17 protein-coding genes and 1 tRNA gene are annotated in these 25263 nt (G+C 57.9%); 9 read left to right on the top strand and 9 right to left on the bottom strand.

Going from position 1 to position 25263, the window contains the following annotated elements; all coding sequences use genetic code 11:
- Positions 1–28: 28 nt before the first annotated feature.
- The 4 genes from GSD1FS_RS06065 (at position 29) to GSD1FS_RS06050 (ending at position 7392) form a co-directional block, all read left to right on the top strand.
- Positions 29–1486 (top strand): DUF2130 domain-containing protein, encoded by a 1458-nt coding sequence (locus tag GSD1FS_RS06065; protein WP_155588842.1) that lies wholly within the window; start codon positions 29–31, stop codon positions 1484–1486.
- 74 nt (positions 1487–1560) lie between these two features.
- Entirely contained in the window at positions 1561–3093 is a 1533-nt protein-coding gene (locus GSD1FS_RS06060; protein WP_155588841.1) for a DUF3375 family protein, read from the top strand.
- Between the two features lie 7 nt (positions 3094–3100).
- Positions 3101–3874, top strand: coding sequence for a DUF4194 domain-containing protein (locus GSD1FS_RS06055; RefSeq protein ID WP_246165962.1), 774 nt, complete (start codon positions 3101–3103; stop codon positions 3872–3874).
- Positions 3871–7392 (top strand): ATP-binding protein, encoded by a 3522-nt coding sequence (locus GSD1FS_RS06050; RefSeq protein WP_155588840.1) that lies wholly within the window; start codon positions 3871–3873, stop codon positions 7390–7392. The genes GSD1FS_RS06055 and GSD1FS_RS06050 overlap by 4 nt, the downstream gene beginning before the upstream one ends.
- 55 nt (positions 7393–7447) lie before the next feature.
- On the opposite strand, the gene GSD1FS_RS06045 is transcribed toward GSD1FS_RS06050, so the two are convergent.
- Positions 7448–7849 carry a hypothetical protein gene (locus GSD1FS_RS06045; protein ID WP_246165959.1) on the bottom strand — a complete coding sequence of 134 codons (402 nt, stop codon included), beginning with the start codon at positions 7847–7849 and terminating at the stop codon, positions 7448–7450.
- Between the two features lie 142 nt (positions 7850–7991).
- Positions 7992–8357 carry a DUF488 domain-containing protein gene (locus tag GSD1FS_RS06040; RefSeq protein WP_155588839.1) on the bottom strand — a complete coding sequence of 122 codons (366 nt, stop codon included), beginning with the start codon at positions 8355–8357 and terminating at the stop codon, positions 7992–7994.
- A gap of 257 nt (positions 8358–8614) precedes the next feature.
- Between GSD1FS_RS06040 and GSD1FS_RS06035 the strand changes: the two genes are divergently transcribed.
- Positions 8615–10423 (top strand): 1-deoxy-D-xylulose-5-phosphate synthase, encoded by a 1809-nt coding sequence (locus GSD1FS_RS06035; RefSeq protein WP_155588838.1) that lies wholly within the window; start codon positions 8615–8617, stop codon positions 10421–10423.
- Positions 10424–10537: 114 nt separating this feature from the next.
- On the opposite strand, the gene GSD1FS_RS06030 is transcribed toward GSD1FS_RS06035, so the two are convergent.
- On the bottom strand, positions 10538–11983 hold the full coding sequence (locus tag GSD1FS_RS06030; protein ID WP_155588837.1) for a glycoside-pentoside-hexuronide (GPH):cation symporter: 1446 nt from the start codon (positions 11981–11983) through the stop codon (positions 10538–10540).
- A 338-nt stretch (positions 11984–12321) separates the two neighbouring features.
- On the opposite strand from GSD1FS_RS06030, the gene lacZ reads away from it, so the two are divergent.
- A complete protein-coding gene (lacZ, locus tag GSD1FS_RS06025) occupies positions 12322–15513 on the top strand; it encodes a beta-galactosidase, LacZ type (RefSeq protein WP_155588836.1) in 3192 nt (1063 codons plus the stop codon).
- A 46-nt stretch (positions 15514–15559) separates the two neighbouring features.
- On the opposite strand, the gene GSD1FS_RS06020 is transcribed toward lacZ, so the two are convergent.
- Entirely contained in the window at positions 15560–16561 is a 1002-nt protein-coding gene (locus GSD1FS_RS06020; RefSeq protein ID WP_155588835.1) for a LacI family DNA-binding transcriptional regulator, read from the bottom strand.
- A gap of 109 nt (positions 16562–16670) precedes the next feature.
- Positions 16671–17066 (bottom strand): hypothetical protein, encoded by a 396-nt coding sequence (locus GSD1FS_RS06015; RefSeq protein WP_155588834.1) that lies wholly within the window; start codon positions 17064–17066, stop codon positions 16671–16673.
- 188 nt (positions 17067–17254) lie between these two features.
- Between GSD1FS_RS06015 and GSD1FS_RS06010 the strand changes: the two genes are divergently transcribed.
- Complete coding sequence (locus GSD1FS_RS06010) at positions 17255–17863, top strand: DUF4190 domain-containing protein (RefSeq protein ID WP_246165956.1); 609 nt, start codon at positions 17255–17257, stop codon at positions 17861–17863.
- 90 nt (positions 17864–17953) lie between these two features.
- On the opposite strand, the gene GSD1FS_RS06005 is transcribed toward GSD1FS_RS06010, so the two are convergent.
- From GSD1FS_RS06005 to GSD1FS_RS05990, 4 genes are all read right to left on the bottom strand, one after another.
- The gene (locus tag GSD1FS_RS06005; RefSeq protein ID WP_155588832.1) at positions 17954–19294 is read right to left on the bottom strand and encodes an ABC transporter substrate-binding protein; all 1341 of its coding nucleotides are present in this window, start codon (positions 19292–19294) and stop codon (positions 17954–17956) included.
- A gap of 249 nt (positions 19295–19543) precedes the next feature.
- A complete protein-coding gene (locus tag GSD1FS_RS06000) occupies positions 19544–21622 on the bottom strand; it encodes a beta-galactosidase (RefSeq protein WP_155588831.1) in 2079 nt (692 codons plus the stop codon).
- A gap of 113 nt (positions 21623–21735) precedes the next feature.
- Positions 21736–22716, bottom strand: a complete 981-nt coding sequence (locus GSD1FS_RS05995) for a carbohydrate ABC transporter permease (protein ID WP_155588830.1) — start codon at positions 22714–22716, stop codon at positions 21736–21738.
- 28 nt (positions 22717–22744) lie between these two features.
- Positions 22745–23707 carry a carbohydrate ABC transporter permease gene (locus GSD1FS_RS05990; RefSeq protein WP_155588829.1) on the bottom strand — a complete coding sequence of 321 codons (963 nt, stop codon included), beginning with the start codon at positions 23705–23707 and terminating at the stop codon, positions 22745–22747.
- 323 nt (positions 23708–24030) lie between these two features.
- Between GSD1FS_RS05990 and GSD1FS_RS05985 the strand changes: the two genes are divergently transcribed.
- Positions 24031–25023, top strand: coding sequence for a LacI family DNA-binding transcriptional regulator (locus GSD1FS_RS05985; RefSeq protein ID WP_155588912.1), 993 nt, complete (start codon positions 24031–24033; stop codon positions 25021–25023).
- Between the two features lie 113 nt (positions 25024–25136).
- Positions 25137–25210 (top strand) — tRNA-Asp (locus GSD1FS_RS05980).
- Positions 25211–25263: the final 53 nt, after the last annotated feature.

Genomic DNA, 25263 nt, shown 5'->3' with positions numbered 1-25263 from the left:
CACTTGAGTAAACATATTTGGAGGGATTATGGCGAGCCACGAAATCAAATGCCCGCACTGCGGCGAAGTATTCACCATCGACGAAGCGCAATACGCGGATATCGCACAGCAGGTGCGCACGCAGGAATTCGACCACGAACTCGACGCGCAGCTGAAACTCGCGGAAGAGAAGATGCAGGCGTCGCTGAAACTCGCGCAAACACAGGCGCAAAGCAAGCTCGACACCGCGCTCGCAGACAAGGATGCGCAGATCGGAGATCTGCAATCCAAGCTTGATATCGCAAAAGTTCAGCAGGAACAGGCCGTCTCCCAAGCCGTGAGTGAGGAAGAAAAGAAGCGCGCGGAACTCGAGCACGAACTCGAGCGCGTCAAGCGCGAACGTGAGAACGACGCTGAGCTTGCGAAAGCGAATCTCAACACAGAACTGGAAAAGGTGAAGTCAGAGAAAACTCTGGAAATCCAGCGTTTGCAAGCACAGCTCGATTCGTCGCAAGCGTCGAAGGAGCTCGAGCTCGCCAAAGCCGTGGATGGTGTGAAACGCGAGCGCGACGAGCTGAAGAACTCGCTGGAGAACGCGAAACTGAAAAGCGATTTGGAGCGCAAGTCACTGCAGGATCGCTATGAAACGCAGCTGCGTGACCGTGACGATACGATCGAGCGTCTGAAGGAACTCAAAGCGAAGCTCTCCACGAAGATGGTGGGTGAGACGCTCGAGCAGCACTGCCAGACCGAGTTCAACAGCGTGCGCATGGGCATGTTCCCGCACGCGTACTTCGAGAAAGACAACGACGCGCGCACCGGCAGCAAAGGCGACTTCATCTTCCGCGATTACGACGAAGACGGCACCGAGATCATCTCGATCATGTTCGAGATGAAAAACGAGAACGAGACGACCGCCACCAAGCACAAGAACGAGGACTTCTTCAAGGAGCTCGACAAAGACAGGCGAGAGAAGAACTGCGAATACGCGGTGCTCGTCACGATGCTCGAATCGGACAGCGAGCTGTATAACCGCGGTATCGTCGACGTTTCGTTCCGCTACCCGAAGATGTATGTGATCCGCCCGCAGTTCTTCATCCAGATGATCACGCTGCTGCGCAACGCCGCATTGAACTCGCTCGAATACAAGCGCGAGTTGGAGGAGGCACGTGCGCAGAACATCGACATCACGCATTTCGAAGAGCAGCTCGATGCTTTCAAGCAAGGATTCGAGCGCAACTACGACCTCGCTTCGCGTAAATTCCAAACGGTGATCGACGAGATCGACAAGTCGATCGACCATTTGCAGAAAACGAAGGACGCATTGCTCGGCACCGACCGCAACCTGCGACTCGCCAATGACAAGGCGCAGGCGGTGACGATCAAGAAGCTCACACGCAAGAACCCGACGATGACCGCGAAGTTCAACGAGGCACGCGCCAAGCGAGACAACGCCAAGGGCATCGAGGCTGTGCGTGACTCGCAGATTGATCCCGTCGAGGAGTAAAAGCTGCGATTGCACCGCTATGCAGCCTGAGCGATTCCTCGCCAACCGGTAGAATGGCTTGGGAAAGGAGCGGCATGGCAGATGTAAGAAGCGAGCTGGCGAATCTGAGGCCGGTCTACGAAACCGGTGTGCTTCGCATGTTGCTGCACAAGAACTCCGAGGTCTACATCGCCCTGCTTCGCACCTGCTTTGACCCGCTGACTGCCGAAGTGCCGCAGGAGAAACTGCGCTCGACCATGCGGGATGCCATTGGTGAGCTCGTTGCCGACGGTGTGTACCAGTTGCGCGACGGCGAAGATGACTATGCAGCTGCGCGCCGCATTCTCAAAGAACTCAAGGCGGAAGGCACTGGCGACTACGCATGGATCGCCGACTCGATCGACCGACGCCAACACCGCGTGATGTGCCGGCTCACGCAGCGCGCGCACCGAGCTATCGAAGCGCTCGCCACCTTGCAACAACGCACGGTGACTCTCTCCGGCGCACAGGTCAACTCGATCATCATGGAGATCGAGAATGCGCGCAAGCAGCTCACCGTCAACGTCGAGGAACGCGTCGAGCTGCTGGAACGCGAGATAGCGGAGCGTCAGCGTCAGATAGACGATCTTAAGAAGAACGGCATCGAGCGTCGGCCGACTCGCGAACAGGTGTCTGACATCATCAACGTTGTCTACAACACGTTGCGTGGGATTCCCGTCGATCTTCGCGAACTGGTGATAACCGAACGAGACAACGGGGACGAATTGCGCCGCCGCATCGACGATGGCAGCATGACGAGCGACGAGATGCTGCGCTTCTACCACGAGGAATACGAGCGCACCTACCGCGACAGCGACGAAGGCAGACGGTTCAACGATGCGTTCCAGGTGATGTTCGCGCCGGAGAGTCGTGCCGAACTCGATCAGGCTTTGCAAGACATTTCGAACAGCGAATGGCTGCACGATGAGGCCGATGATGTGATGGGTGTGGTCAACCGCGAATTCGACGACATCTACGACGGCATCGACGCGGTGCGCAACCAGATTCGCGCGACCGACGAAAGCGTGAAACTACTCGTTCGCCAGCAGAGCGACATGCAGTTCCGCACGATGTCGCGCCAACTCGCGCGACTGTTCACCAAGCTGAGCGACTCTGCTCACACCAAGCAACGCTTCGATACGGGCACATCAACGGTTTCCATGCTCACTTTGCCAACCCGTGCGCGTGAAACACCCGTGAAAACATTGGCGCCGACGCTGCGTGAGGGCAATGATGGCGCCGCTTCGATTGACTTGCGAGGCATAGTGCAAGCCGGAGGACCTCGCGTGGCGCATATGATCTCGCTTATTGCCAAGCATCCGGTGATGCGAGGCACGCAGGTCGATATTGCGGCGAGCTTCAACGCGTTGCCTGCCGAGGAACGCCGCGAAAGCGAAATCGTGGGCTTCCTGAGTTATCTGCCGTCTGACGGTGCAAGCTCAGACACTGGTGACAACACTGTGAGCAATGCGACGAGCATATGGCACTGCGTGAGCGCCGATGGCGACGATCGCGCTTGGCGCACGCGCGCACTGCTGGTGGGCGAACAGGAACTACACGACTATCTCGATACGATGACACAGGCATGAGGCGAACATGGCGAACGATTTACCAGAAGATATGAACGCGCAGATCGCGGATGACGGCAATCAGGGCATTATCTCCGACACGGCTGCCGGCAATGATTACGGCGAACAACAGACACTCGACAACGCGGGAACCGCGGATCTGGCGAACGTGCACGCGCTGTTCGACGGCGACATGGGCGATATGCCTGCTGCCGCGCGCGAGGTGGCGATCGCGTTGAAGCGCAACCGCTCCATATCGGGGAAGATGTACCATCAGGCGCTTGAATACATGGATGATGTGCGCCGTTCGCTCAACAATGATCTGTTGATTCCGGTGATCGACACCTATTATGAGGTGATGTATGCGGAACCGGTGAAACCGGACGAATATTCGATCCGCTCGCTGAAAACGCGCGCCACGCTGAGTGCTCGCGAGGCGGCGCTGCTCGCCGCCTTGCGCCGCAAAGTGCTCGAATACGAGAACGTGGGCATGCCCTCAGAGCAGTGGATGATTTCGAAAGAAGAGATTGTGCAGACCATGGCTACCGGCGCCGGACCGCTGGCTGGTCGCAACAGCGAGGAAGCCGTCAACGAGCAAGTCGATCGGCTTATCGGGCAGGCTCGCACCAACGGTTTTCTGATGGATTACGAAGATGACGAAGGCATGTTCGTGATCACGAAGCTCGTGCCCGTGGTGCTCGATCCGGAGCGCATCGCCGCGTGGCTCGGTGACGATGATGCTGCCGCTGAGAATACCGAAAACACTGAGAATACCGAAGACCAGCAGGAGCTGCTGCCATGACCGCACAATCATCTACCGCACAGGTATCTCAAGCATCTCAAGATCTGTATGCGCCCATCGAATTGCTGGCACCGCACTGGGTGCTGCAGCGTCGCCAGCTCGTCAACTGGGGTTCTTACGAAGGCTACCATGTGTTCGAACCGTCCACCGCGTTCGACGGCACGGTGACATTGCTGACGGGGCAAAGTGAATCCGGCAAGTCCACGCTCGTGGATGCGCAGGTGTCGCTGCTGTACCCAACGGGAGCCGCGTTCAACAAGGCATCCAACGCCGGCCGCTCCGACCGCAGCGACTACACGTATGTGCGCGGGCAGCGAGGCATTCGCAACGACCGCGGGCATGACGAACCCGTGTATTTGCGCGGTGTGAACGAGGACGGCGAGCCATACGCGGTGTGGGGAGCGATCGTCGACGACTACATCGACACCGCCAACAGCGGGCACCTGTCTATCGCTAAGTTCATGTATTTGCCACCGGACGCAACTCCGGAGAACATGATCAAACTGTATGCTATGCGCGCCGAGCCGATTGACCCTCGACTCATGGACGCCTACCGTGAAGAGAAATTCAGCATACCGCTGCTCAAACAGGTGTATCCGGGCATCACCGTGTATCAGTACGCGAACCGTTTCCATGAAGACGTGTGGAAACGATTCGGATTGACGGAGGCCGCATGCCGCCTGTTGCACCGTATGCAGGCTTCCGACGCTCCATCTCAGCTCGACGACATCTTCCGCAAGGGAGTGCTCAACGAGCCGCGCGCACTCAGCATGGGTCGCGCCGCCATCGACGATTACGAGCGCTACCGCAACAATTTCATGAGCATGGAGCGCACACGCAGACGCGTGGAATTGCTGCAGACGATCAATGACGAAGCTGCTGAATACCAGGAAGCGGAACGTGGCGTTTCGCAATTGCGCGCCATCGATCCGATGCAAGTTGGCAGTGATGAGCGGCGCGCACAGTGGCTTGACACGCGCATCAGCGCTGACGTCGCTGATGTGCTGCCGCAATACCGCGCGTGGGCGCAGGAGAACGAGGCTGCGTTGCAGTCCGCGCAAGAGAAGGTTGTGCAGCTCAACGACGAGATCAGTTCGCTGGAAAATCAGATGCGCGGGCATGGTGGCGATGAGATCCGCAAGCTTGAAGACAAACTCGCCGATGCGCAACGTGAATACGAGCGTGTGCTCAAACGCTGCGAAAAACTGGTGGAACGCTTCAATCGCGCGGATCAGAGCATGCCGGAGAACCAAACGCAGTGGAACGAGATCTGTGCGCAATATGAGCAGTTCGACAAAGAATATGCGGCTGACGCGCGCACGCGCAGCGACCACCAGTTCGAGCTGCTCAACACGTGCAAGATCTACGAAGATGAGCTTGCCGAACTCAACGATGATTACGAGCGCAAACAGCGTTCGCGCTCGCGCATCACACGCGAGATGGCGGATGCTCGCGCGTTGATGGCACAGGTAACTGGCTTGCAGCCGGAAGAACTGCCGTATGCCGCCGAACTCATGGACGTCGAAGACGAAGAGTGGCGCGTGGCGATGAACGTCACTTATGCATCGCTCGCTCCGATCATTCTGGTCGACAAGCGGCACGAGCAGGGATTCGCGCAAAATATCAGCCGTATTCCACGCGAGCAGATGCCGCGCAGAAACTGGCAGTTCGTAGACACTGATGCAATTTTCGACGGTGATCACGATTCCAGTGAACGCGATTGGCTGTCTGGCAAACTCACGTTCAACGAGGATTCGCCGTTCATCGGCTGGCTGCGTGCGCGAGTGGCATCGGACGCTTCAGATGCGCTGTGCGTGGACGCGATCGACGACGCCAGCGCCGAGCGGCAGGTGCAGCGAGACGGGCAGATCAAAAGCGGCAAGCGCGGCAGCCACGGCACCAAAGGCATGAAGCCGGTGATCGGTTTCGTCACTGAAACATATCTGAACGAACTCAAAGTGAAGATCGCGGCGGCGAAAGAACGACTGAACCAGGCGATTGCCGCACGTGATGCATTCGACAATGACGTGGCGAAATTGCAGGCGAAACACGATCTGGCACAGGCGTTGCAAGATACCGCGTGGGCAGACATCGACGCACAGGCCGTGGAAGATCGCATTACGCAATTGCGGGCAGACCGCGATGAACTCGCCAATAATCCCGAGCTTGCACAGCTCAAAGCCGATCTCGATATTCGCAAACGCCAGTTGGAGGAGGCAAACTCCAGGGCGTGGGGCGCGAAAACGGAGGCACAGTCAGCACAACGCGCTTTGCAAGCAGCGCAGCGATGGCTCAGCGAGCACGACGATGCTTCGACTACTGCTGACGGCGTGCATGCCGTACCGATGAACGATGTGTGCAACGAGCTGCTTGAAACGAGCTATGTGGCATATTTTGGCGCGAGCGCACAGCGGGGCAGCCAGCGCGTCGGCGTCATCCTTGGCATTGACGACAAGTCTGCCAAAGCGAGCGGCACGCATGTCAAAGCCGAGGATCGCGTGGATATGCAACAAGTGGGAGTATTGCGCATGAGTGTGGCGCAGGCGGTGGGCAAAACCGTCACGCAACTCGCCGCACAACGCGATGCACGGCGTAAATCCTGCGAAACGACGATGCAGTCATACATCGACCAGTACGCGCCCAATGACGACCGCATCAGCGCCAGCGTGAACGACGCGCAGTTCTTCGAACGTGAGCTTGCAGAACTCGAACCTGGCGTGATCGGGCAGGAAGCCGCCAGCACCGAGTATTTCAACTCGTTGGAGAAGATGCTCAACGACTTCGTGCAATTGCAGGCCACCATTCGCGCCGACCAGAAGAAGATCACCGAGCAGATGGGCAAGATCAACCGGTTGCTCGCGCATTACCCATTCGGCGCGCAGCATGGCAAGCTGTCGATCGAAGTGCACGTGCGCCCACCGGAAGCGAAGTTCTCCACGGCATTGAGCAGCCAGATAGCACGCATCAACGCGTTCAGGGAAAGTGATTCCCGAGATGTCGAGCGGTGCAAGAAGCTGTTCGAACAGTGTGCGAATGTGGTGGAATTCATCAAGGAGAGCTTCGACGAATATGCGCCGAACGGTCATGGCGATGCCAATCTCGACCCTCGCAGACGTTCCCGTTTCATCGGTGCGGTGGAGTATTCGAACGGAGACATCGAGCACATCAACTCCACTGGCGGCGGTTCGGGCGGCTACTTGCAGGAGCTCACGTCGTTCGCATATGGCGCGGCACTCCTGTATCTGCTCGCCAACGACAATGCAACCGAGCCTTCGTATGCCACGGTGTTCCTCGACGAGGCGCTCATCAAGGCCGACAGCCAATATACGCGGCGTGCACTGAGCGTGCTGCCGGGCCTCGGCTTCCAGGTGATCGTCTCCGCGCCGGAATCGAAAACTGGCGAGATCATGCCATCTGCCTCCAAAACGGTTGTGGCGCGTAAGGATCCAACCACCGGCACCACCACGCTTCTGGAAGGCGAACTTGTCAACGGAACGCATGAACGCAATGCACGATGATACGGGCGGTTGAAACGAGCAGGGGCAGCCCCGTTACGTTTGTGACTATTGGTGACTAGTGAAGTTCGTTTTCGCGCTGATAGTGGCGGTGGAGCAGCAGGCCGATGCCATAGCCGATCAGCGCGCAGACCAGCGTGATGCAGCAATAGAGCACGAACACGCTCATGTCCCACGTCATCGACATGAGCACACCCAGCTCCGCGACGACCGCCACGAGTGCGATCGTGTATCCGTGCACACTACCGGTCGTACCGGTGGCGGTTGCGGCAAGCGAGATGAGCGGGTAGACGAACATCAGCACGAAACCTGAGATAAAGCCGTAGTGGTCGGTGTAGCGCAGCACCAGGGCGATCACCACGGCGATGGCGAGAATAATCCAACCGACAACAAACAACGTGCGTCCCAGATTGCGTTCCTCTTTACCGTTTTTACCGTTCGCGCGAGTGTTCTCGGTCATGATCCCTCCGGTTCTCCAGTGCTGCTCTCCAAGCGTTACTTCAAAACTAACACGGCAGAAAAACGCCACGCTATTGATTGAGTAATAAATAAGAGATTTTCACATTGGCCGGAGAAGAGTGTGCGACGCGCAGCGCGCGGAATCATCGCTGAAGCGCGGCGCGTTCCTCAAGATAAGCGCGCAGAATGCGCGCATGATTGACGAACGGGTCACGCGCGCCATACACCAGCGTGACCACTGGGTGCGCGTCGAGAATCTGCTCGAGTTCCGCCACGGCAGGGTTCGCATCGAGTTCACGCCGGTATGCTGCGGCGAATTCAAGGATCGTGTTCGGATTGTGATTCCACGCCTTGCGCAGATCAGTGCTCGGCGCGATCTGCTTCATCCACAGATCCAAATGTTCCTTTTCCTTTGACATGCCACGTGGCCAGAGCCGATCGACGAGAACACGGTAGCCATCGCCCGCGCTCGCCGGAGCATACGCGCGTTTCAACAGAATCTTTGCCATGCTTCCAGCGTAGAAATATCGCGAATCCCATATGGAGTTTTGACTTCAGCTGAAAACGTGTATTCAGTTGCGCGCAATGTGAGTAAGCGCGGCACAAGTGCCGTGTTTTCTTATGCCAAGCGGCAAAGCTCGGTTCCTCGGCAATCCAGCGCGGTTACAGTAATACTTTTGAATAGGAGTGACGGATCGACATGCCGTAGTGACGATCCGCATGTTCGCAACATACTTCATAGAAATTCGTGAATGAAAGGAACATGATGACTGATCTGCTGAGTGAAGTCAATAGTCCTGACGATTTGAAGAAACTGAACCGCAACGATCTGCCGGCGCTGTCGGAGGAGATTCGCGATGTGCTGCTCAAGCGCATCAGCGTGACTGGCGGGCATTTGGGCTCGAACCTCGGCGTTGTGGAGGCGACCGTCGCGCTGCACTATGTGTTCGATTCCCCGAAAGACAAGATCGTGTGGGATGTGTCGCATGAGTCATACACGCATAAGATTCTGACCGGACGCAAGCTCGCGTTCACCGATCCGGCTCACTACCACGACGTCTCCGGCTACACGCATCCAAGCGAAAGCCCGCACGACCAGTTCACCGTCGGGCACACCGGAACCTCGATTTCAATGGCTGTGGGGCTGGCCAAAGGCCGTGACCTGTGCGGTAGGCATGAGAACGTGATCGCGTTCATCGGTGATGGTTCGATGAGTGAAGGTGAAGCGTTCGAAGGTCTCGACAACGCCGGTGCGATGAGCACGAACCTCATCATCGTGTTCAACGACAACGGTTGGGCCATCGCCCCGAACCACGGCGGCATCTACAAGAGCCTTGCTGAGTTGCGCGCCACGAACGGCGAGAGCGAACACAACATGTTCAAGGACTTCGGCCTTGACTACCGCTATGTTGCCGACGGCAACGACGTGGAGAAGCTCGTCGACGTGTTCGCCAGCGTGAAAGACATCGATCACCCTGTGGTGGTGCACATCGTTACCGACAAGGGTCGTGGAAGCGCGTGGGCTGAGAAAGACAAGGAAGCTGGCCATTGGGCGCTTCCCGACAAGGTGTATGACGAGATTCAGACCGAGCGCAAGGAAGGCACGCTCGCGCCCGACTACGATCAGATCACCTCGGAATTCCTGCTCAAGAAGATCGAGCACGACCCGAAGGTCGTGGTGCTGACCGCGGCAACGCCGGGCAGCGCATTGCCTCCGAGCTTCCGCGAGAAAGCCGGCAAGCAGTTCGTCGACGTCGGCATCGCCGAACAGCACGCCGTCGCCGCGATCTCCGGCATCGGCAAGGCTGGCGGCAAGCCGGTGTTCGAAGTGTTCAACACGTTCCTGCAGCGCGCATACGACCAACTGCAGCAAGACCTCGCGTTGCAGGGCAATCCGGCGACGATTCTGATGGGCGGTATCGCACCGGGTGTGGCACGTTGCGACAACACGCATTCCGGTGCGTTCGGCATTGCCATGACCAACACGATTCCGGGGCTCACCTGCTTGGCTCCCGCCACGAAGGAGGAACTGCTCGGTATGCTCGACTGGTCGATCGACCACGCTGAACGTCCAGTGGTGATCGTGCGCCCGTTGCGTGGCGTAGTGAGTGAAGACGATCTGCCGCTTGCGCCGGTCGATCCGCCGTTCGCGGGCGATGGCTTCGGTGAAGCCGACCTCTCGTACCGCACTATGGTTCGCGGCGAGAAGGTGGCGGTGCTCGCCCTCGGCGACATGCTGATGCACGGCTACGACGTGGTCAAGGCACTTAAGGATCGTTTGGGCATCGACGCCACGCTGATCGAGCCGCGCATCTACTCGGCGCTCGACACCGCTACGCTCGATCGCTTGCTCGACGAACACGACATCGTGCTGACCATCGAAGACGGCGAGAAAGTCGGCGGCTTCGGCGAACAGGTCGCCAGCTACTACGGCAGCGCACACGTGCACGTGCTCAACTACGGCGCAAACAAGGAGATCCCCGATCTCGTGCCGACCGATGAGCTGATGGAACGTTACGGCATGACCACCGACCAGATCGTCGGCGACGTCGAATCACTGCTCGGCAACGAGTAATCCAGCGTAATCTAGCAGCACAGAAGGAAATGCGCGCATCCCCAGGAGACATGGGATGCGCGCATTTGTGTGTGCACGTCGTTGTGCAGTCTTACCCGTGGTAAGCGTTGCAGACTATTCGTTCACATCATTCACTGTGTTTGAGGCGGTGATGATTTCCGCTTCGAGCTGTTCGACAATCTGCGCATGACGTTTCTCGTCGATGCGCACGGTGAGCAGAAACACCAGCAAACTCAGCACAATGCCGGCAGATGGCACGATATATGCCCACGTCGTGAACGTGCGGATATTCGCTGTGGTCATATCTGCCGCGCTCACCGAGCCGACCATGCCCGCGGCTACCGCCACGAACCCGACGATGCCGTTCGAGAACGCGCCGGCGATCTTGTCGAGCATCGGTCGCACGCTCAACGTCACCGCTTCGTTCCGCTTGCCTGTTTTAAGCTGACCATATTCAATCGAATCGGTCATCGTCAAAATAGCGGTCATCTGAATCGTTTGCGCAGGTAGATAGAACAGAATCAGTGCGGCGAACGTCACTGCAAAGTTGCGCGGAGCAATAATAAACAGCGCATAGCCTGCGATCATCAGCACCATGCCCGCGGTGAACAGCCAGCGGCGGGCAATCACGCGGTTGAGCAGCGGATACAGCGGCGTGGTGACGAGGCCGGTGACCACGGGGATCACGCCGGCGATGGCGAACCGCTCCGGCATGCCGAGCACATAGGTGAACTGGTAGAACAGCACGCCGGTTGTCGCCACGTTCGCAATGGCATACAGCAGGTAGCTCAACGCCGTCCACAGTAACTGATCGTTGCGCGCAATTGCTTTGAATGCGTCAAGAGGACCGCAATGCTCCTCGTTGGCGCGCAGCTCACTGTTACTCTCGCGAGTGCCGAACGCCACCGTCCATGCGGTGATGAGGCCGAGCAGCGCGACGATGATCGCGAACGCCGTCCACCCCGCCTGACCTTGCCCGTGCGCTCCCGTGAACTTGAATGTGAAGAAGCTCACGATGGGAATGACCACGACGGTGATGCCGTTGTAGCCGAGCGAGCCGGTGAGCGTGCCGAGCGAAGTGTAGACGCTGCGCTCGTGCGAGTCGCTCGACAGCGCGGGAATCATGCCCCAATACGAGATGTCGCGCGCCGAATAGAACACGTCGAGTGCGATGAACGTCACGATGAACACGGTGATGAACCATGTGGTGTTCACGTTCACGAGCCCGAATATGCCGGTGAAGATGACGATGAGCAGCGCGGACGGCACAATGCCTCCGATGAATTGCCAGACTCGGAATCTGCCCCACCTTGTGCGCGTGTTGTCGACGAGGTTGCCGAGCAGCGGGTCGAGGAAGATCTCGGCGATGCGAATGGCTACCACAAGGCCGGTGATCAGCGTGATCATGCGTGCTGCGAGTGCTTTGTCGACATTGGCGAACAGCGCCGTCGTCACATAGGTCATGAAGAACGTGCTCATCGCGTTATAGAACGCGGCTTGCCCGAGGTTGCCGAACGCGAAAGCAATGCGTTGGCGAATATTGCGTGCGGTGTTGATCATCTTGATCTCCTTTGATCGTGTCTGATCAGGTGTGTGTTCACTGCTGTACTGTACCACGAAAGATAAATAAGTTTACTGATTTAGATACACATATTTACTAGATTTAAGATAGTGCTTAATCGTTTAAATACTTGGTAGTTATAGGATTTGTATTGTTTGAAATCGAAATGTGAAGATTTCTGAATTGCGTCGATAGAGGAATTCTGATTGCTTTATATTAGTAAATAGTTTACTGTATGGATTACAGATTACTTGGCAATACACCGTGGTGTTGCGGCAAAGTCAGCGAAGTGGCGTTGCGGTGGCACGCGGTGTGACGTTTACCGATGGAGGGCAACATGACAGAGCATGTACACACGTTGAACAGCGACCAACCCAGCGCATGGTGGCTCACTGATCCAAGCGTGTTCGCCGTCAACCGCCTTGCGCCGCACACCGACCATCTGACTGCGGACGCGGATCCGGCGTATGTGGCGAACGAGTCGCACGGGTCGTTGAAGCAATCACTTGACGGAAGCTGGAAGTGCAAGGTCGTGCCCGCGCACCTCGACCGACTGCCGGGGGAGAGCAGCGATGACCGTTGGCAGACCGGGCATATTCCACCGGCATTCGTGTCGCGCAGCTTCGACGACGACGGTTTCGCGACGGTCGAAGTTCCGGGCTGCCTAGAGACACAGGGGCTCATGCGGCCGCAATACGTGAACATCCAATACCCTTGGGACGGCCATGAGAATCCGCAGGCGCCAAATGTGCCGAACAACAATCATGTGGCGTTGTACCGTCGCTCTTTCGAAACGAATGAGCGTGTGCGTAAGGCGTTGGCGAATGGGGAACATGTTTCCGTGACCTTCCACGGTGCGGCGACGGCCATGTTCGTGTGGCTGAACGACACGTTCATCGGCTATGCGGAGGATTCCTACACGCCCAGTGAATTCGACGTGACCGATGCGTTGCGTGACGGTGAGAATCTGCTTGCCGTCGCCTGCTTCGAATATTCGAGCGCAAGCTGGTTGGAAGATCAGGATTGCTGGCGCTTCCACGGCTTGTTCCGCAGCGTTGAACTCGATGTGCGTCCACGTGCGCATGTGCGCGACGTCGTTGCGCTGGCGGATTGGGACGTCGCTGCGCAGCGAGGCGTGCTCGACGTGCATGTTGAACTCGATGGCGCACGATTCGCCGACAGCGTTGAGGCTCGACTGCGGGACCTTTCCGGCGACGAGAACCGGGTGCTGTGGCGTCGATCGCTTGCGTTGTCTGAAAAGATGGACGTCACCGTGCCGTGCGGACAAGTGCAGCCGTGGAGCGCCGAGAGCCCGAATCTCTATGTGCTGGAGATCGTGGTGCGAGACGCCGACGGTCGTGTGATGGAAACCTCCTCGACCCGTGTCGGGTTCAAACATGTGGCCATCGAAAACGGCGTGCTCAAACTCAACGGCAAACGCATCGTGTTCCGAGGGGTGAACCGTCACGAATTCAGCGCCACGCGCGGGCGTAGCGTCACCGAAGAAGAGATGCTGTGGGACGTGCGGTTCATGAAGCGGCACAACATCAACGCCGTGCGCACATCACACTACCCAAATCAGACGCGGTGGCTGGAACTGTGCGACGAATACGGGCTCTATGTGATCGACGAGACGAATCTGGAGACGCACGGCAGCTGGAATCTCCCCGGAGATACGACTGATGGCAAGTCGATTCCGGGAGATGACCTGGCATGGCAGCCCGCGTGCATCGACCGCCTCGAAAGCATGGTGCGTCGTGACCGCAACCATGCGAGCGTGATCGCATGGTCGTTGGGCAATGAATCGTATGCCGGCGAAGTGATCAAGGCGATGGGGGAGCGTTGCCGGGAACTCGACCCCTCGCGCCCAGTGCACTACGAGGGCGTGCAGTGGAACCTACGCTACAGCGACATCAGCGATTTCGAGACGCGCATGTATGCCCAACCCGACCAGATCCGCGAATACTTGGAATCGCAGCCGAGCAAGCCATACATCTCGTGCGAATACATGCATGCGATGGGCAATTCCGTTGGAGGGCTGGGCGAATACATCGAGCTTGAGCGATACCCGCAATACCAAGGTGGCTTCATCTGGGATTTCATCGATCAGGCGCTCTGGCAATGGAGCGAAGATGGCACACGGCGCCTCGCGTACGGCGGCGACTTCAACGACCGCCCCAACGACGGTGAATTCAGTGCCGATGGCATCGTGTTCGCCGACCGCAGCGTCTCCCCGAAAGCCCAAGAGGTCAAAGCGCAGTATGCGAACGTGCGCATCGAAGTGAACGGCGATAGTGCGACGATCCACAATGGCAACGTGTTCACCAGCACGGCTGGCACGATGTTCGTGGCCCGGGTGCTCGTCGACGGTAGGGAAGTGTGGAGCAAATACTACCAATTCAACGTGCCGGCAGGCGAGACCAGAACATTCGCAATCGATTTCCCGAAACCGACCCCAACGTGGTCGGCGGAATCGATGGCACAACACCATGAAATCGTCCACGAACTGAGTCAACGTCTGGACTCAGACACCCCGTGGGCACAGGTGGGGTATGAACTGGCGTGGGGCCAATACGCTCAAACAGTGCATGATGCCGAATCGCCGCATGAGGCGCAAGCGGTAACGGAACAGCCGCAGGATTCCGCCGCGCACGTCACGGTGGGGCGTTGGAATGCCGGCATGCATGTGGGTGAACAGGAGGTTCTGCTGTCGAAAACGCAAGGCGGTGTGACGTCGATGCGCAACGGCGACCGCGACATGGTGCTGCATGCTCCGAAGCTGGTCACATGGAGACCGTTGACCGACAACGATCGTGGCATGAGTTCGGGCTTCGAGCGAGCGCAGTGGTTCGCAGCCGGACGCTATGCCCGTGTGGTGACCGGCATCGGGCAGGTGGACTACAGCGAGAAAAGCGGGGAACTCGCCGGAGAATACTGGTTCGAGCTCGCCGACCCGCAGCACACCAAGATTCCGGTGCGCTACCGCGTGCGGCACAACGGTGACGGTCTGCGCATGCATGTCGAAATGGAATACCCAGGCGGGCTGGAAGCTCCAAGCCTACCCGCCTTCGGGTTGGAATGGATGCTGCCGGAACGTTACTCGCGGCTGGAATTCTACGGACACGGGCCTCAGGAGACCTACCGCGACCGCAAACGGGCCAAACTCGGCACATGGTCGACGACGGCGTTCGCAGACGCAGCACCCTACGTAGTGCCGCAGGAAACCGGCAACCATGAAGACGTGCGATGGGCGCGCATAACCGACGTGCATGGCCGTGGCATGTTCGTCGAATCCGAGCAGAACGAGGGAGATTCGATGGCGTTGAGTCTGCTGCCATACAGCACACTCATGCTCGAAGAGGCGACGCATCAAGACGAGCTGCCCCAGCCGCGCCACATGTTCCTCCGCATGCTCGCAGGGCAGATGGGCGTGGGCGGCGACGACTCGTGGGGTGCTCCGGTGCATGATCGCTATCTGCTCGACGCCAACAAGCCGATGCGTCTCGCGGCGGCCATCACGCTCATCTGATTCGCTGGGTGTCGGGATGTCTCATCGTCCTGACACCCAGCGGGGGCTATGATCGCGGTGCGAAACTCGAACGGCACACCAAGCTCGTGGAGATGAACACGTGCCTGCGCACACTGCGGTTGCGTGAAATCGCATCGCGCAGCGTGTCTAACGCCGTATACACCAACTCATGCTGGTCGATGTTGAACGAACTCAACGGCGGGGCGGTGTATTGCGCGATCGGCAGATTGTTGACGCTGACCACAGCCACATCTGACGGCACGCGAATACCGGCGTCGGTGAACTCCTGCAGCACGCCGACCGCCATAGGATCCGAGGCGACGACCAACGCATCGGGCATCGTCCTGGCAGACTGATGCTGGTCGATCAGCTGCTGTGCAAGATGCTTGCCGTTACTGACGGTGAACGGACCGGTGGCATACACCAGATCGTCGTTACGCAACCCCAGGCGTTTGCTCCATTCGGTGAACGCCAACGAACGCAAATCCTCAACATGGTCGTGCAAACCCATGATCGACCCAACGCCGCCGATGAACGCTATGCGCTGATAGCCGGCGCCAGCCAATGCGTCAATCGCATCGAGCATCGTCTGACTCAAATCAGGCTGCACCGAATCAAACCAATCGGGAGGCGGATTCGTGTCGATGAACACCCCATAGGGGAGCACGTCGCGAAGCTTGGCCAAAGCGGTGCGGTCCAATGATGCGGGGCCAATGGCAACGAACCCGTCGAAATCGTCGGCGATGGCAACCAGCTCATCGACGGAAGTGAACGATTCCACCAGCGTGCCCTGCTCCTCGGCAGCTCGGTTGAGTTCTTCGCGCAGTGAATTGAAATAAGCGTCCTGCAACTCGTCGATATGCGGGGGCACGTTGAGCACCGCAATCGAACGGCTGGTGAACGCCGTGTAACCCAGCTGGGCGGCGGCCTGCATGATCCTGCGCCGCGTCTGCCCCTTGACCTTAAGGCTTTTGTCTCCATTGAGCAGTCGAGACACGGTGCTCTGCGACACCCCTGCCAGTTCAGCGATTTCCTTGCGCGTTGCCATACCGCCCCTCACATCGTTGTAGATAAGTTGTGCCGTTGTATCTGGTAAATTAATTTACAGATACAACGGCACAACATGCACGATCTCACGGCTGAATTCAGCGAGGAATTCACTGATTGAACGATTCGCGTACTCGCGAAGCGGCGAGCTGAGCCTCATCGGGGATTTCGCGAATATGCTGGGAAAGCGTGTTCAGCGCCTTGCGCACTTCCTTGCTCTGCGTCAGACCCTTTGCCTTCGCATCACCGGCGAGACGGCGGACGTCGGCCTTGAGCACATCGATGTCGCTGGCGGTGCCGTTGAGTTTGCCACTCTTGTACAGCGTGATGAGCACGGCGATGTTGATGCACAGGCACAGCGCGCTGATCACGATGAAGCAGATCATCAGCGTGTGATGCAAATTGCGGGCGGAAGCGTCGGCATCCGCTACATCCGGATTGTCATCGGGATCGTTGATCTCATCGATGTCGTGGGCGTCAAGCTCATCAAAATTGGTATCCGTCATGATTACCTCGATTCTTCGTGGGGCACGCCATTGCCTGCCCGACTGCTTCCACCGTATGCCGTTTGCGCGGGTGACGCGTCGCTGTCATCTCAAGGCGTTACCGACATGGAATGCCAGTCATTTGCAAGGCATCCGCTGGCTGATATGCCGCCAAAGATAACCGTATGCAATGCAGTATGCTGTTGCGTATGAGTAACGCAAACAGTGGTATGCCACAGCGCAATCCAGAGAGCCAAAACAATCCTGCCTATGTTCCGCCTGCGTATGGGGCGCAGCCGAACTACACACAGCAGCAGCCGTATGGCGGGCAGAACGCGAACCAACCCAATCAGTACCCGTATGCGAATGGTCAGCCGAACTACACACAGCAGCCGAACTATATGCAGCCGGATTACACGCAGCAGTACCAAGCGGTTCCACCGCAAGGCTACCCGAGCGTCAACAATCCGCAGGATCGCTGGAACGGCATGTGCATCGCGGGCTTCGTCTGCTCGTTCGTGATTCCGGTCGTCGGACTGATTCTGTCGATCATCGCACTCGTGCAGATCAACAAAAGCGGTGAGAAAAGCAAGGGAATGGCCATCGCAGGCATCGCCATCAGCGCCGTGAGGCTTGTGCTTGAAGTGGTGTTCTTCCTGCTCATCGTCACCGGAATGCTCGCGGGGTTGGGCTATGCGCTCGACTATGACTACGACTATTCGTATGGCGATGATGATTATGACTATTCGCAGTATGACGACATCGATGCCAGCTATATCGCGAATGAGCAGGCGGTGTACGATCTCGTGATAATGTGAAATAGCGGCTATTTCACTTCTATGAGTAGGCCCCCACAGCCAATGGCTGTGGGGCCTACTCATAGAAGGAGGAGGAGAAATAGAGATGTGTTACTTGACGGTGAAGCCCTGCTCGGTGCCGTAGTCCTTCAGCGCCTTCTGCCAAGCGGCGACGGCGGTCGAGAGCTTCTCGTTGCCTGTGTAGCACTTGCCGAAGTAGTCACCGAAGATGTTGCGCGCCTTGATCTCGAACGGCAGGAACTGGTAGCCGGTGGTCACGTCAGCGGCGGCCTGTGCAAGCACTTCGTTGTATTTCTGACCGCCGAAGTATTCGATGGCCTTGCCGTCGGAATTCTTAACGGTGGTGGCGTCCTTGAAGTAATCGGCCTCCATCGACGCCTTGTCGGCAGGGAACGCACCGGCCTCGACGCGGGTCTTCACGCCGTCGCCATGGTTGGCGTATTCGATGAAGTCGAGAGCGGCCTGCGCCTTCGGGGAGTTCTTGAGCACAGCCAGCGAGGAACCGCCGTTTTCGGCGTTGGCGGTCTTGCCGTCAGGCGTAGGCATCAGCGTGACGCGCCACTTGCCAGCGGCTTCAGGAGCGGAATTCGCAAGGTTTGCAGGCATCCAACCGCCGGTGAACAGTGAGGCGATCGTGCCGTCAGACATGCCCTTGAACCAATCCTCGGACCAGCCCACGGTGTTCGTGTCGATCAGCTTCTCGTCGAGCAGCTTCTGCCAGAAGTCATCGAAGGTCTTCACGCCCTTGTCGCCGGTCAGATTGATCGTCACATTGGTGCCGTCGTCGGAAGTCTGGAACGGCTTGCCACCCGCGAGCCAGGTCATCGAATCGAAGAAGCCTGCGTCGCCGCTGTCGGACGTGATGTAGTAGTTGCTGCCGAGTGCGTGAATCTTCTTGGCGGCCTCGTAATAGTCATCCCAGGTCTTGATCTTCGTGGCGTCGACGCCAGCCTTGTCGAACACTTCCTTGTTGTAGAAGAACGCCATCGGGCCGGAATCCATCGGCAGGCCATACACCTTGCCGGCCACCTGCACGCTCGACCACGGGCCGGGGTTGTAATAATCCTCATATCCCTTGGTCTTATCGGTGATGTCGAGCAGATTATCCTTGATCGCATACTGCGGAATCGCGTAATACTCGATCTGTGCAACGTCAGGCGCTCCGGAGCCAGCCTGCAGCGCGTTGTCGAGCTGCGTGTATTCCTTCGTGTTCGTGCCGACGTTCTTCAGGTTGACCTTGACGCCGGTCTTCTTCTCGTAGTCCTTGGCGACGTTCGTCAGCGTCGGTTCCCAAGCCCAGACGGTGATCTCCTTGACGTCTTTCTCCTGCGCCGGCTGGCTTGAGCTCGACGAGCTGTTGCCGCACGCGGCGAGCGGGATCAACATGGCTACTGCGCCTGCAAAAGCAATGGCACGTGTTCCGAACTTCATTGTTCTTCCTTTCCTCAGTTGCTCATGTGCGTCGCGTCGTTGCTGTTCGCTGCATGAGCTTTGGTAGTTCATAATGTAGCACGATATTTATGTTTACGCAAACATCGATAGAAAATATTGGAAAATCAATATAAAAACTGTTTTCTGTAGCGTGTTGAAATAACGCAAACATATTTATATGCGAACGTGGCTCTGCCTTACATTTGCGTAGGGCAGAGCCACGTTGATCGCGAGATTTCCGGTGGTATTTCAGGACTTCAACACGATTGCGCCGTTCGGCTCGAGCGTGATCTGGTCCGCGCTGATATCGGCGTAACTGGAGACGACGACCTCACCGAGTGGATTGTGCACGTTCACAACGTGCGACGTGCGGTTGAACACGAATTCGAACGTCGCATCGTCACTCACGCGCGTCACGCGCAGCAGATCGCCGGACTGCGGCGAATCGTCGCAGTCGACGCCGAGCGCTTCGCACAGTTTCGGCAGACTCTTCGCAATGCCGTCTTTGCCGAGTTTGCCGGCGATATAGGCGGCCGCGCCGTCTTCGTAGGGGTGAACGGTTATCGCGGCGCGTCCGTTCATGCCGCTTTGCTGCGGGGCGTCGAACGTCGCAAGCACCTGAGTGTTCGGCTCGGTCGACGTGATCACATCGGCGATGTCGTGCACCACGGTGCCGTTGCTCACATCGAGGTGATCGAGTGCGCCCGGGAACATGTCGGTGAGCGGGCAGTGCTCTTCAATGCGCACGCCGGCGATGTCGCCTATCAATCCTGGCCATCCGCCGAGGTAGAGATGATCATGCTCGTCGGCTATCGCGCTGTAGTAGGTGATGAACGCCTTGCCTCCGCCTGCCACGAACGCGCGCAGACGTTGCGCGGTATCTTCGTTCATCAAATACACGCAGGGGATCACGACGGCATCGTAGGTGTCCCAATCCGCGCGGATCGGCAGAACGTCGGCGGTGATGCCGCGGTCGGCGAACGCGGCGAACCAATCGAGCGGTTCGCTCCATTCGCGCACATGCTGCGTCGGCGTGGTCGAATGCTCGGTGGCCCATTCCGATTCGACGTCATAGACGATCGCCACCGGTGCCTTCGCCAGCTTCGAACTGAGAATCCCGGCGTCGGTGAGCGCCTGCAAATCAGTGCCGAGCTCGCACACGTCACGGTAGATCTGCGAGTTCTCGCCGGCCACCGGCAGCATCGCCGAGTGGAACTTCTCCGCACCGGCACGCGATTGCCGCCACTGGAAGTAGCAGATCGCGTTCGCGCCCATGGCAGTATGTGCGAGCGAGTCGCGGATGAGTTGCCCCGGCTCTTTGCGCGGGTTCACCTCACGCCAGTTCACCGCCGAAGTGGATTGCTCCATCAGGAACCACGGTTCTTTGCGCGAAATGCCGTCCACCAGCGACGACGAATAGGCGAGCTCGTCGAGATGCCAGTCACCGGGGGTGAAATAGTGGTCGTTCGACACGAAATCGACCTCGTTGCCCCAGTCGTCGTAGTCAAGTGCGCTGAACGACGCCGACACCATGAAATTGGTGGTCAACGGAATGTTCGGTGTGATCTGTGCCAGAGTGTCGCGCTCCGCGCAATAGAACTCTTTGAGCGCATCCGAACTGAACCTCTTGAAGTCGAGCAATCTGCCGGGGTTCGTGAAGTTGCCGTCACCGATGAAACGCGGAGGAATGATCTCGTCGAAATCGTTGAGACGCTGTGCCCAGAAGTTCGTGCCCCATGCATCGTTCACATTGTCGATCGTGCCATATTTCTTCTTGCACCACTGCTGGAAGGCATGCATCGCATCGTCTGAATAGTCGAAGCGGTTGTGGCAGCCGTATTCATTGCCCACATGCCAGGCGACGATGGCCGGATTATTCTTGTAGTGTTCGGCCATCTCACGGCACATCCTCAACGCGTATTCGCGATACACAGGACTTGTGGGACGCCAATGCTGGCGTGCGCCCGGCCACACGATGTCACCGCGTTCGTCGCGCCACAGCACCTCCGGGTGTTCCTTCGTCAACCACATGGGCGGCGAAGCGGTGGATGTGGCGAGGTCGACGGCGATGCCGGCCGTGTGGAGCTTGCTGATGACGCGATCGAGCCAATCGAATTCGAAATGACCGTCACTCGTTTCGATGTTCGACCAGCTGAAGATGGCGAGCGAAACGATGTTGACGCCGGCCTTCTTCATCAGTCGAATATCTTCGTCCCAATACTCTTCGGGCCATTGGTCGGGGTTGTAGTCTGCCCCATACCAGATTGTATGCTCGTGACCGGCGAGAGGCTGCGGCCAGCGGTGAACACGTCGTTGTATCGATACCATGAAAATCACTGTTCCTAAACGAGGGCGGCATATTCGCCGTGCGGTCTTGCACATGAATATGCCGCCAGAAATTGATATGTGAACTTGTCAGTGTGCTTTCGTGGAGCTTGAACTCACTCCTTGACTGCGCCTGCGGCGAGGCCGGACTGCCAGTACTTCTGCAGGAGCAGGAAGGCGACGACCAGCGGGATGATCGTGATGAGCGAGCCGGTGATCACCAGGTTCTGGATGGCCTGGCCGCCTGCGGTGGACGCCTGGTCCTTCCACTGATTCAAGCCGATCGTCAACGGATACCAGTCGGCGTCCTTCAACATGATCAACGGCAGGAAGTAGTTGTTCCACGTCGCCACAATCGTGAACAGCGAGCAGGTGACTATGCCAGGGGAAAGCAATGGCAGGGCGACGGTGAAGAAGGTGCGAGCCTCGCTTGCGCCGTCAACGCGCGCAGCTTCGAGCAGTTCGGTCGGCACGGCCTGCTCGGAGAAGATCCACATCAAATACAAGCCGAATGGGCTGATAAGGCTTGGAATGATCATTGCCCACGGGGTGTTGGTGAGCCCCAGCTTGGCGAAGAGCAGGAACTGAGGAACAGCCAATGCAATGCCAGGAACCGAGATCGCGCCGATGATCACGGCGAACACGGCTTTGCGCCCCGGGAAGCGGAACTTGGCCAATGCGTAGCCACCCATGATGGCGAGCAATGTGGCGCCACCAGCGCCGACGATCACATAGAACAGGGTGTTGAGGAACCAGCGTCCGAAGATGCCGTCCTGGTAGGTGAACACCGTCTTGATGTTGTCCCACAGCGCGAACGTTTTGCCGAAGCCAAGGCCGAACGTCGACGTGAAGTCGGCCTGCGTCTTCGTGGCGTTGATGAGCAAATACGCGAATGGGAACAGGCAGTAGATCGCGAAGATCGAGCACAGGACGGTGAGCAATGTGGAACGGCGTGGATTCGCCACGTTCTGGAAGCCGGTCTTCTGTGCGCGCTTGCGCTCGGCCTTTTCGTCGCGAGCAATCCTGCGCTGACGCTGGCGTTCAGCCTTGCGGGCTTCGCGTTCCCTCGTGTTGTCGTTAACAGTAATGTCAGTCATAATACAAACTCCTCACACAAACGGCCGATTACTTCATTTGATCTTTCATGCTGCGCAGCTGCACTGCGTATGCGATCGCCATCGTGATGATTGCCATGACGATGGCCAGCGCTGCGGCATAATTGCTCTGGTTTCCGGAGAAGCTCAGGTTGTATGCATACATATTCGGGGTGTAGTACGTGGTGATCACGTTGCCTGGCACCATGTTCTGCATGATGCTCGGCTCGTTGAACAGCTGGAACGAACCGATGATCGAGAAGATCACCGTGATGGCGAGGGAACCGCTCAGCTCAGGCAGTTTAATACTTTTGACGATCTGCCATTCGCTCGCGCCATCGATCGAAGCCGCTTCGTAAAGCGAGTGCGGGATCGTGGACAGGGCGCTGTAGAAGATCAGCATGTTGTAGCCGGTGTATTCCCACGTGTTGATGTTGCCGATGGCGGCGAGCAGCACGTCAGGCGAGAGCACGTTGATGTGCGTGCCGAGCCAGGAGTTAAGCGATCCGACCAGGCCGTATTTCGTGCCATACATGAACGCCCAGATCAACGTCGAGACGACGGCCGGCACTGCGTAGGGGAGGAACGTCGAAATGCGGAAGAACTTCATGCCGTGCAGTTTCATCGAGTCAAGCGCGAGGGCCATGAGTGCGGCCAACAGCAGCATGATCGGCACCTGAATGACGGTGAAGAGCGCTACGCGCCCGACTGAACTCCAGAACAGCGGGTCGTGGAACAAGCGAACGTAGTTGGCGAATCCGACGAACTGATTGCCACCGATCATCTTGTGCTGGAAGAACGAAATGTAGATTGCGTAGATGATCGGAATGATGAAGACGAACATGAACACCGCGGCGAACGGCCAGAGGAATTTCCAACCGCGCCAATCGGCGTGGTGTTTGTTCTCAGGCACATTGGCCGATGGCGTTGCTGTCGTGACCGATGCGCCAACCGTTGCGTTGACGTCGGTTGCCGATTGAGTTATTGAAGTCATGACCTCTCCTTCGAGGTATCCGTAGCCTGCGGTCGTCGCTGACCGGCAGTGTGCGGAATCTCACATCAATGTCTATCAATTAATGTTTACGTAAACATAATACACACATATTGGAAAATCAGTCAAATCGAGATGTAGAATTTTTGAGAAAACGCCGTATGGTTACGCAAACAGTTGCAATCACTGGTATATTGAATACAGATGTTGAAAGCGCGACTATGGCGTCGCGCAACAAGTGTGAATCATTGTGACCCCGTGCGAGAATTGTTTGGTTTACGTGCGGAAAGAAAGGGGGAGCCGTGAAAAGGGCGAGCTCCGTGTCGATGCGAGATGTGGCGAAATTGGCGGGGGTGTCTTCGCAAACGGTCTCGCGTGTGGCGAACAACAACAGCGATGTGCGTCCTGAAACCCGCATTCGCGTGGAGCAGGCGATGGAGGAGCTCGGCTACAGGCCGAACTACGCGGCGCGTGCGCTGAAGCATGGCACGTTCAAAGATGTGGGCGTCGTGCTGTTCGACATGACGGCGTTCGGCAACGCGCATATTCTCAACGGCATCGTCAACGCGGCGCGAGATCACGGTTTCGCCACGACGATCCGCGCGTTCGAATCCGGTTCACCGGCTACATTGCAGAACGCGATCGATCAGATGAAAACGTTGCCCGTCGACGGCGTCGTCTTCATCCTCGAGCAGAAAGTTGCCGACTTCAACACGTTCAAGCCGACCGCCGACCTGCCAGTCGTGCTGATCTCCGAAGAGCCGGCAAACCATTGCCCGACGATCGACACCGACCAATACGGCACGTCGGTGACGCTCGTCGACTATCTGCTCTCGAAGGGGCACAAGAACGTCTACCACATCGCAGGGCCGTCGTATTCGGTGGCTGCGCAGAGCCGCAAACGCGGGTGGGAAGACATTCTGAGGCAAAAGGGCATCGCCCCGCCATCGCTCTACATAGGTGACTGGGATGCAGACAGCGGGTATCAGGCGGGGCTCGCGTTGGCGCACGAGCCCGATTGCACGGCCGTGTATGCGGCGAACGACCAAATGGCCTACGGTTGCATTCTCGGCTTGCGCGCCGCAGGTAAACGCGTGCCGGAAGACGTGAGCGTCGTGGGCGTCGATGATTCGCTGCGCGGCGTCGTGCCAAGGCTTGGTTTGACGACGATGCACGCCAAATTCAACGAGCTTGGGCGTGAGTCTTTCGAAATGGTGTTGCGCCAATGCGACGGCGAAAAACTGCCGGTGGGCGTCAAAACGGTGATCCCGCCCATCCTGGTCGAGCGCGCCTCAGTGCGCGACCTCAATGCGGAGTAGCGAAATAAGCGATTGTGGAGGAAGGCTTCACAATCGACACGCCGGATTTGCTTAGTTGAGCAATTCGAGTAATATTAACACCTGTTGTCACGATGGAAGCATCGGGAAACAACGGCCGCGTAGCTCAGTTGGTTAGAGCGCCGCCCTGTCACGGCGGAGGTCACCGGTTCAAGTCCGGCCGTGGTCGCTAGGTCTTAAGAAACCTAGTGGGTCTTAAGATTAAGGCCGCGTAGCTCAGTT

It is taken from the genome of Bifidobacterium canis (assembly GCF_009727065.1).
GTDB lineage: Bacteria > Actinomycetota > Actinomycetes > Actinomycetales > Bifidobacteriaceae > Bifidobacterium > Bifidobacterium canis.
The sequence above is the reverse complement of the archived record's forward strand: the minus strand, read 5'-3'. Positions and strand labels throughout refer to the sequence as shown.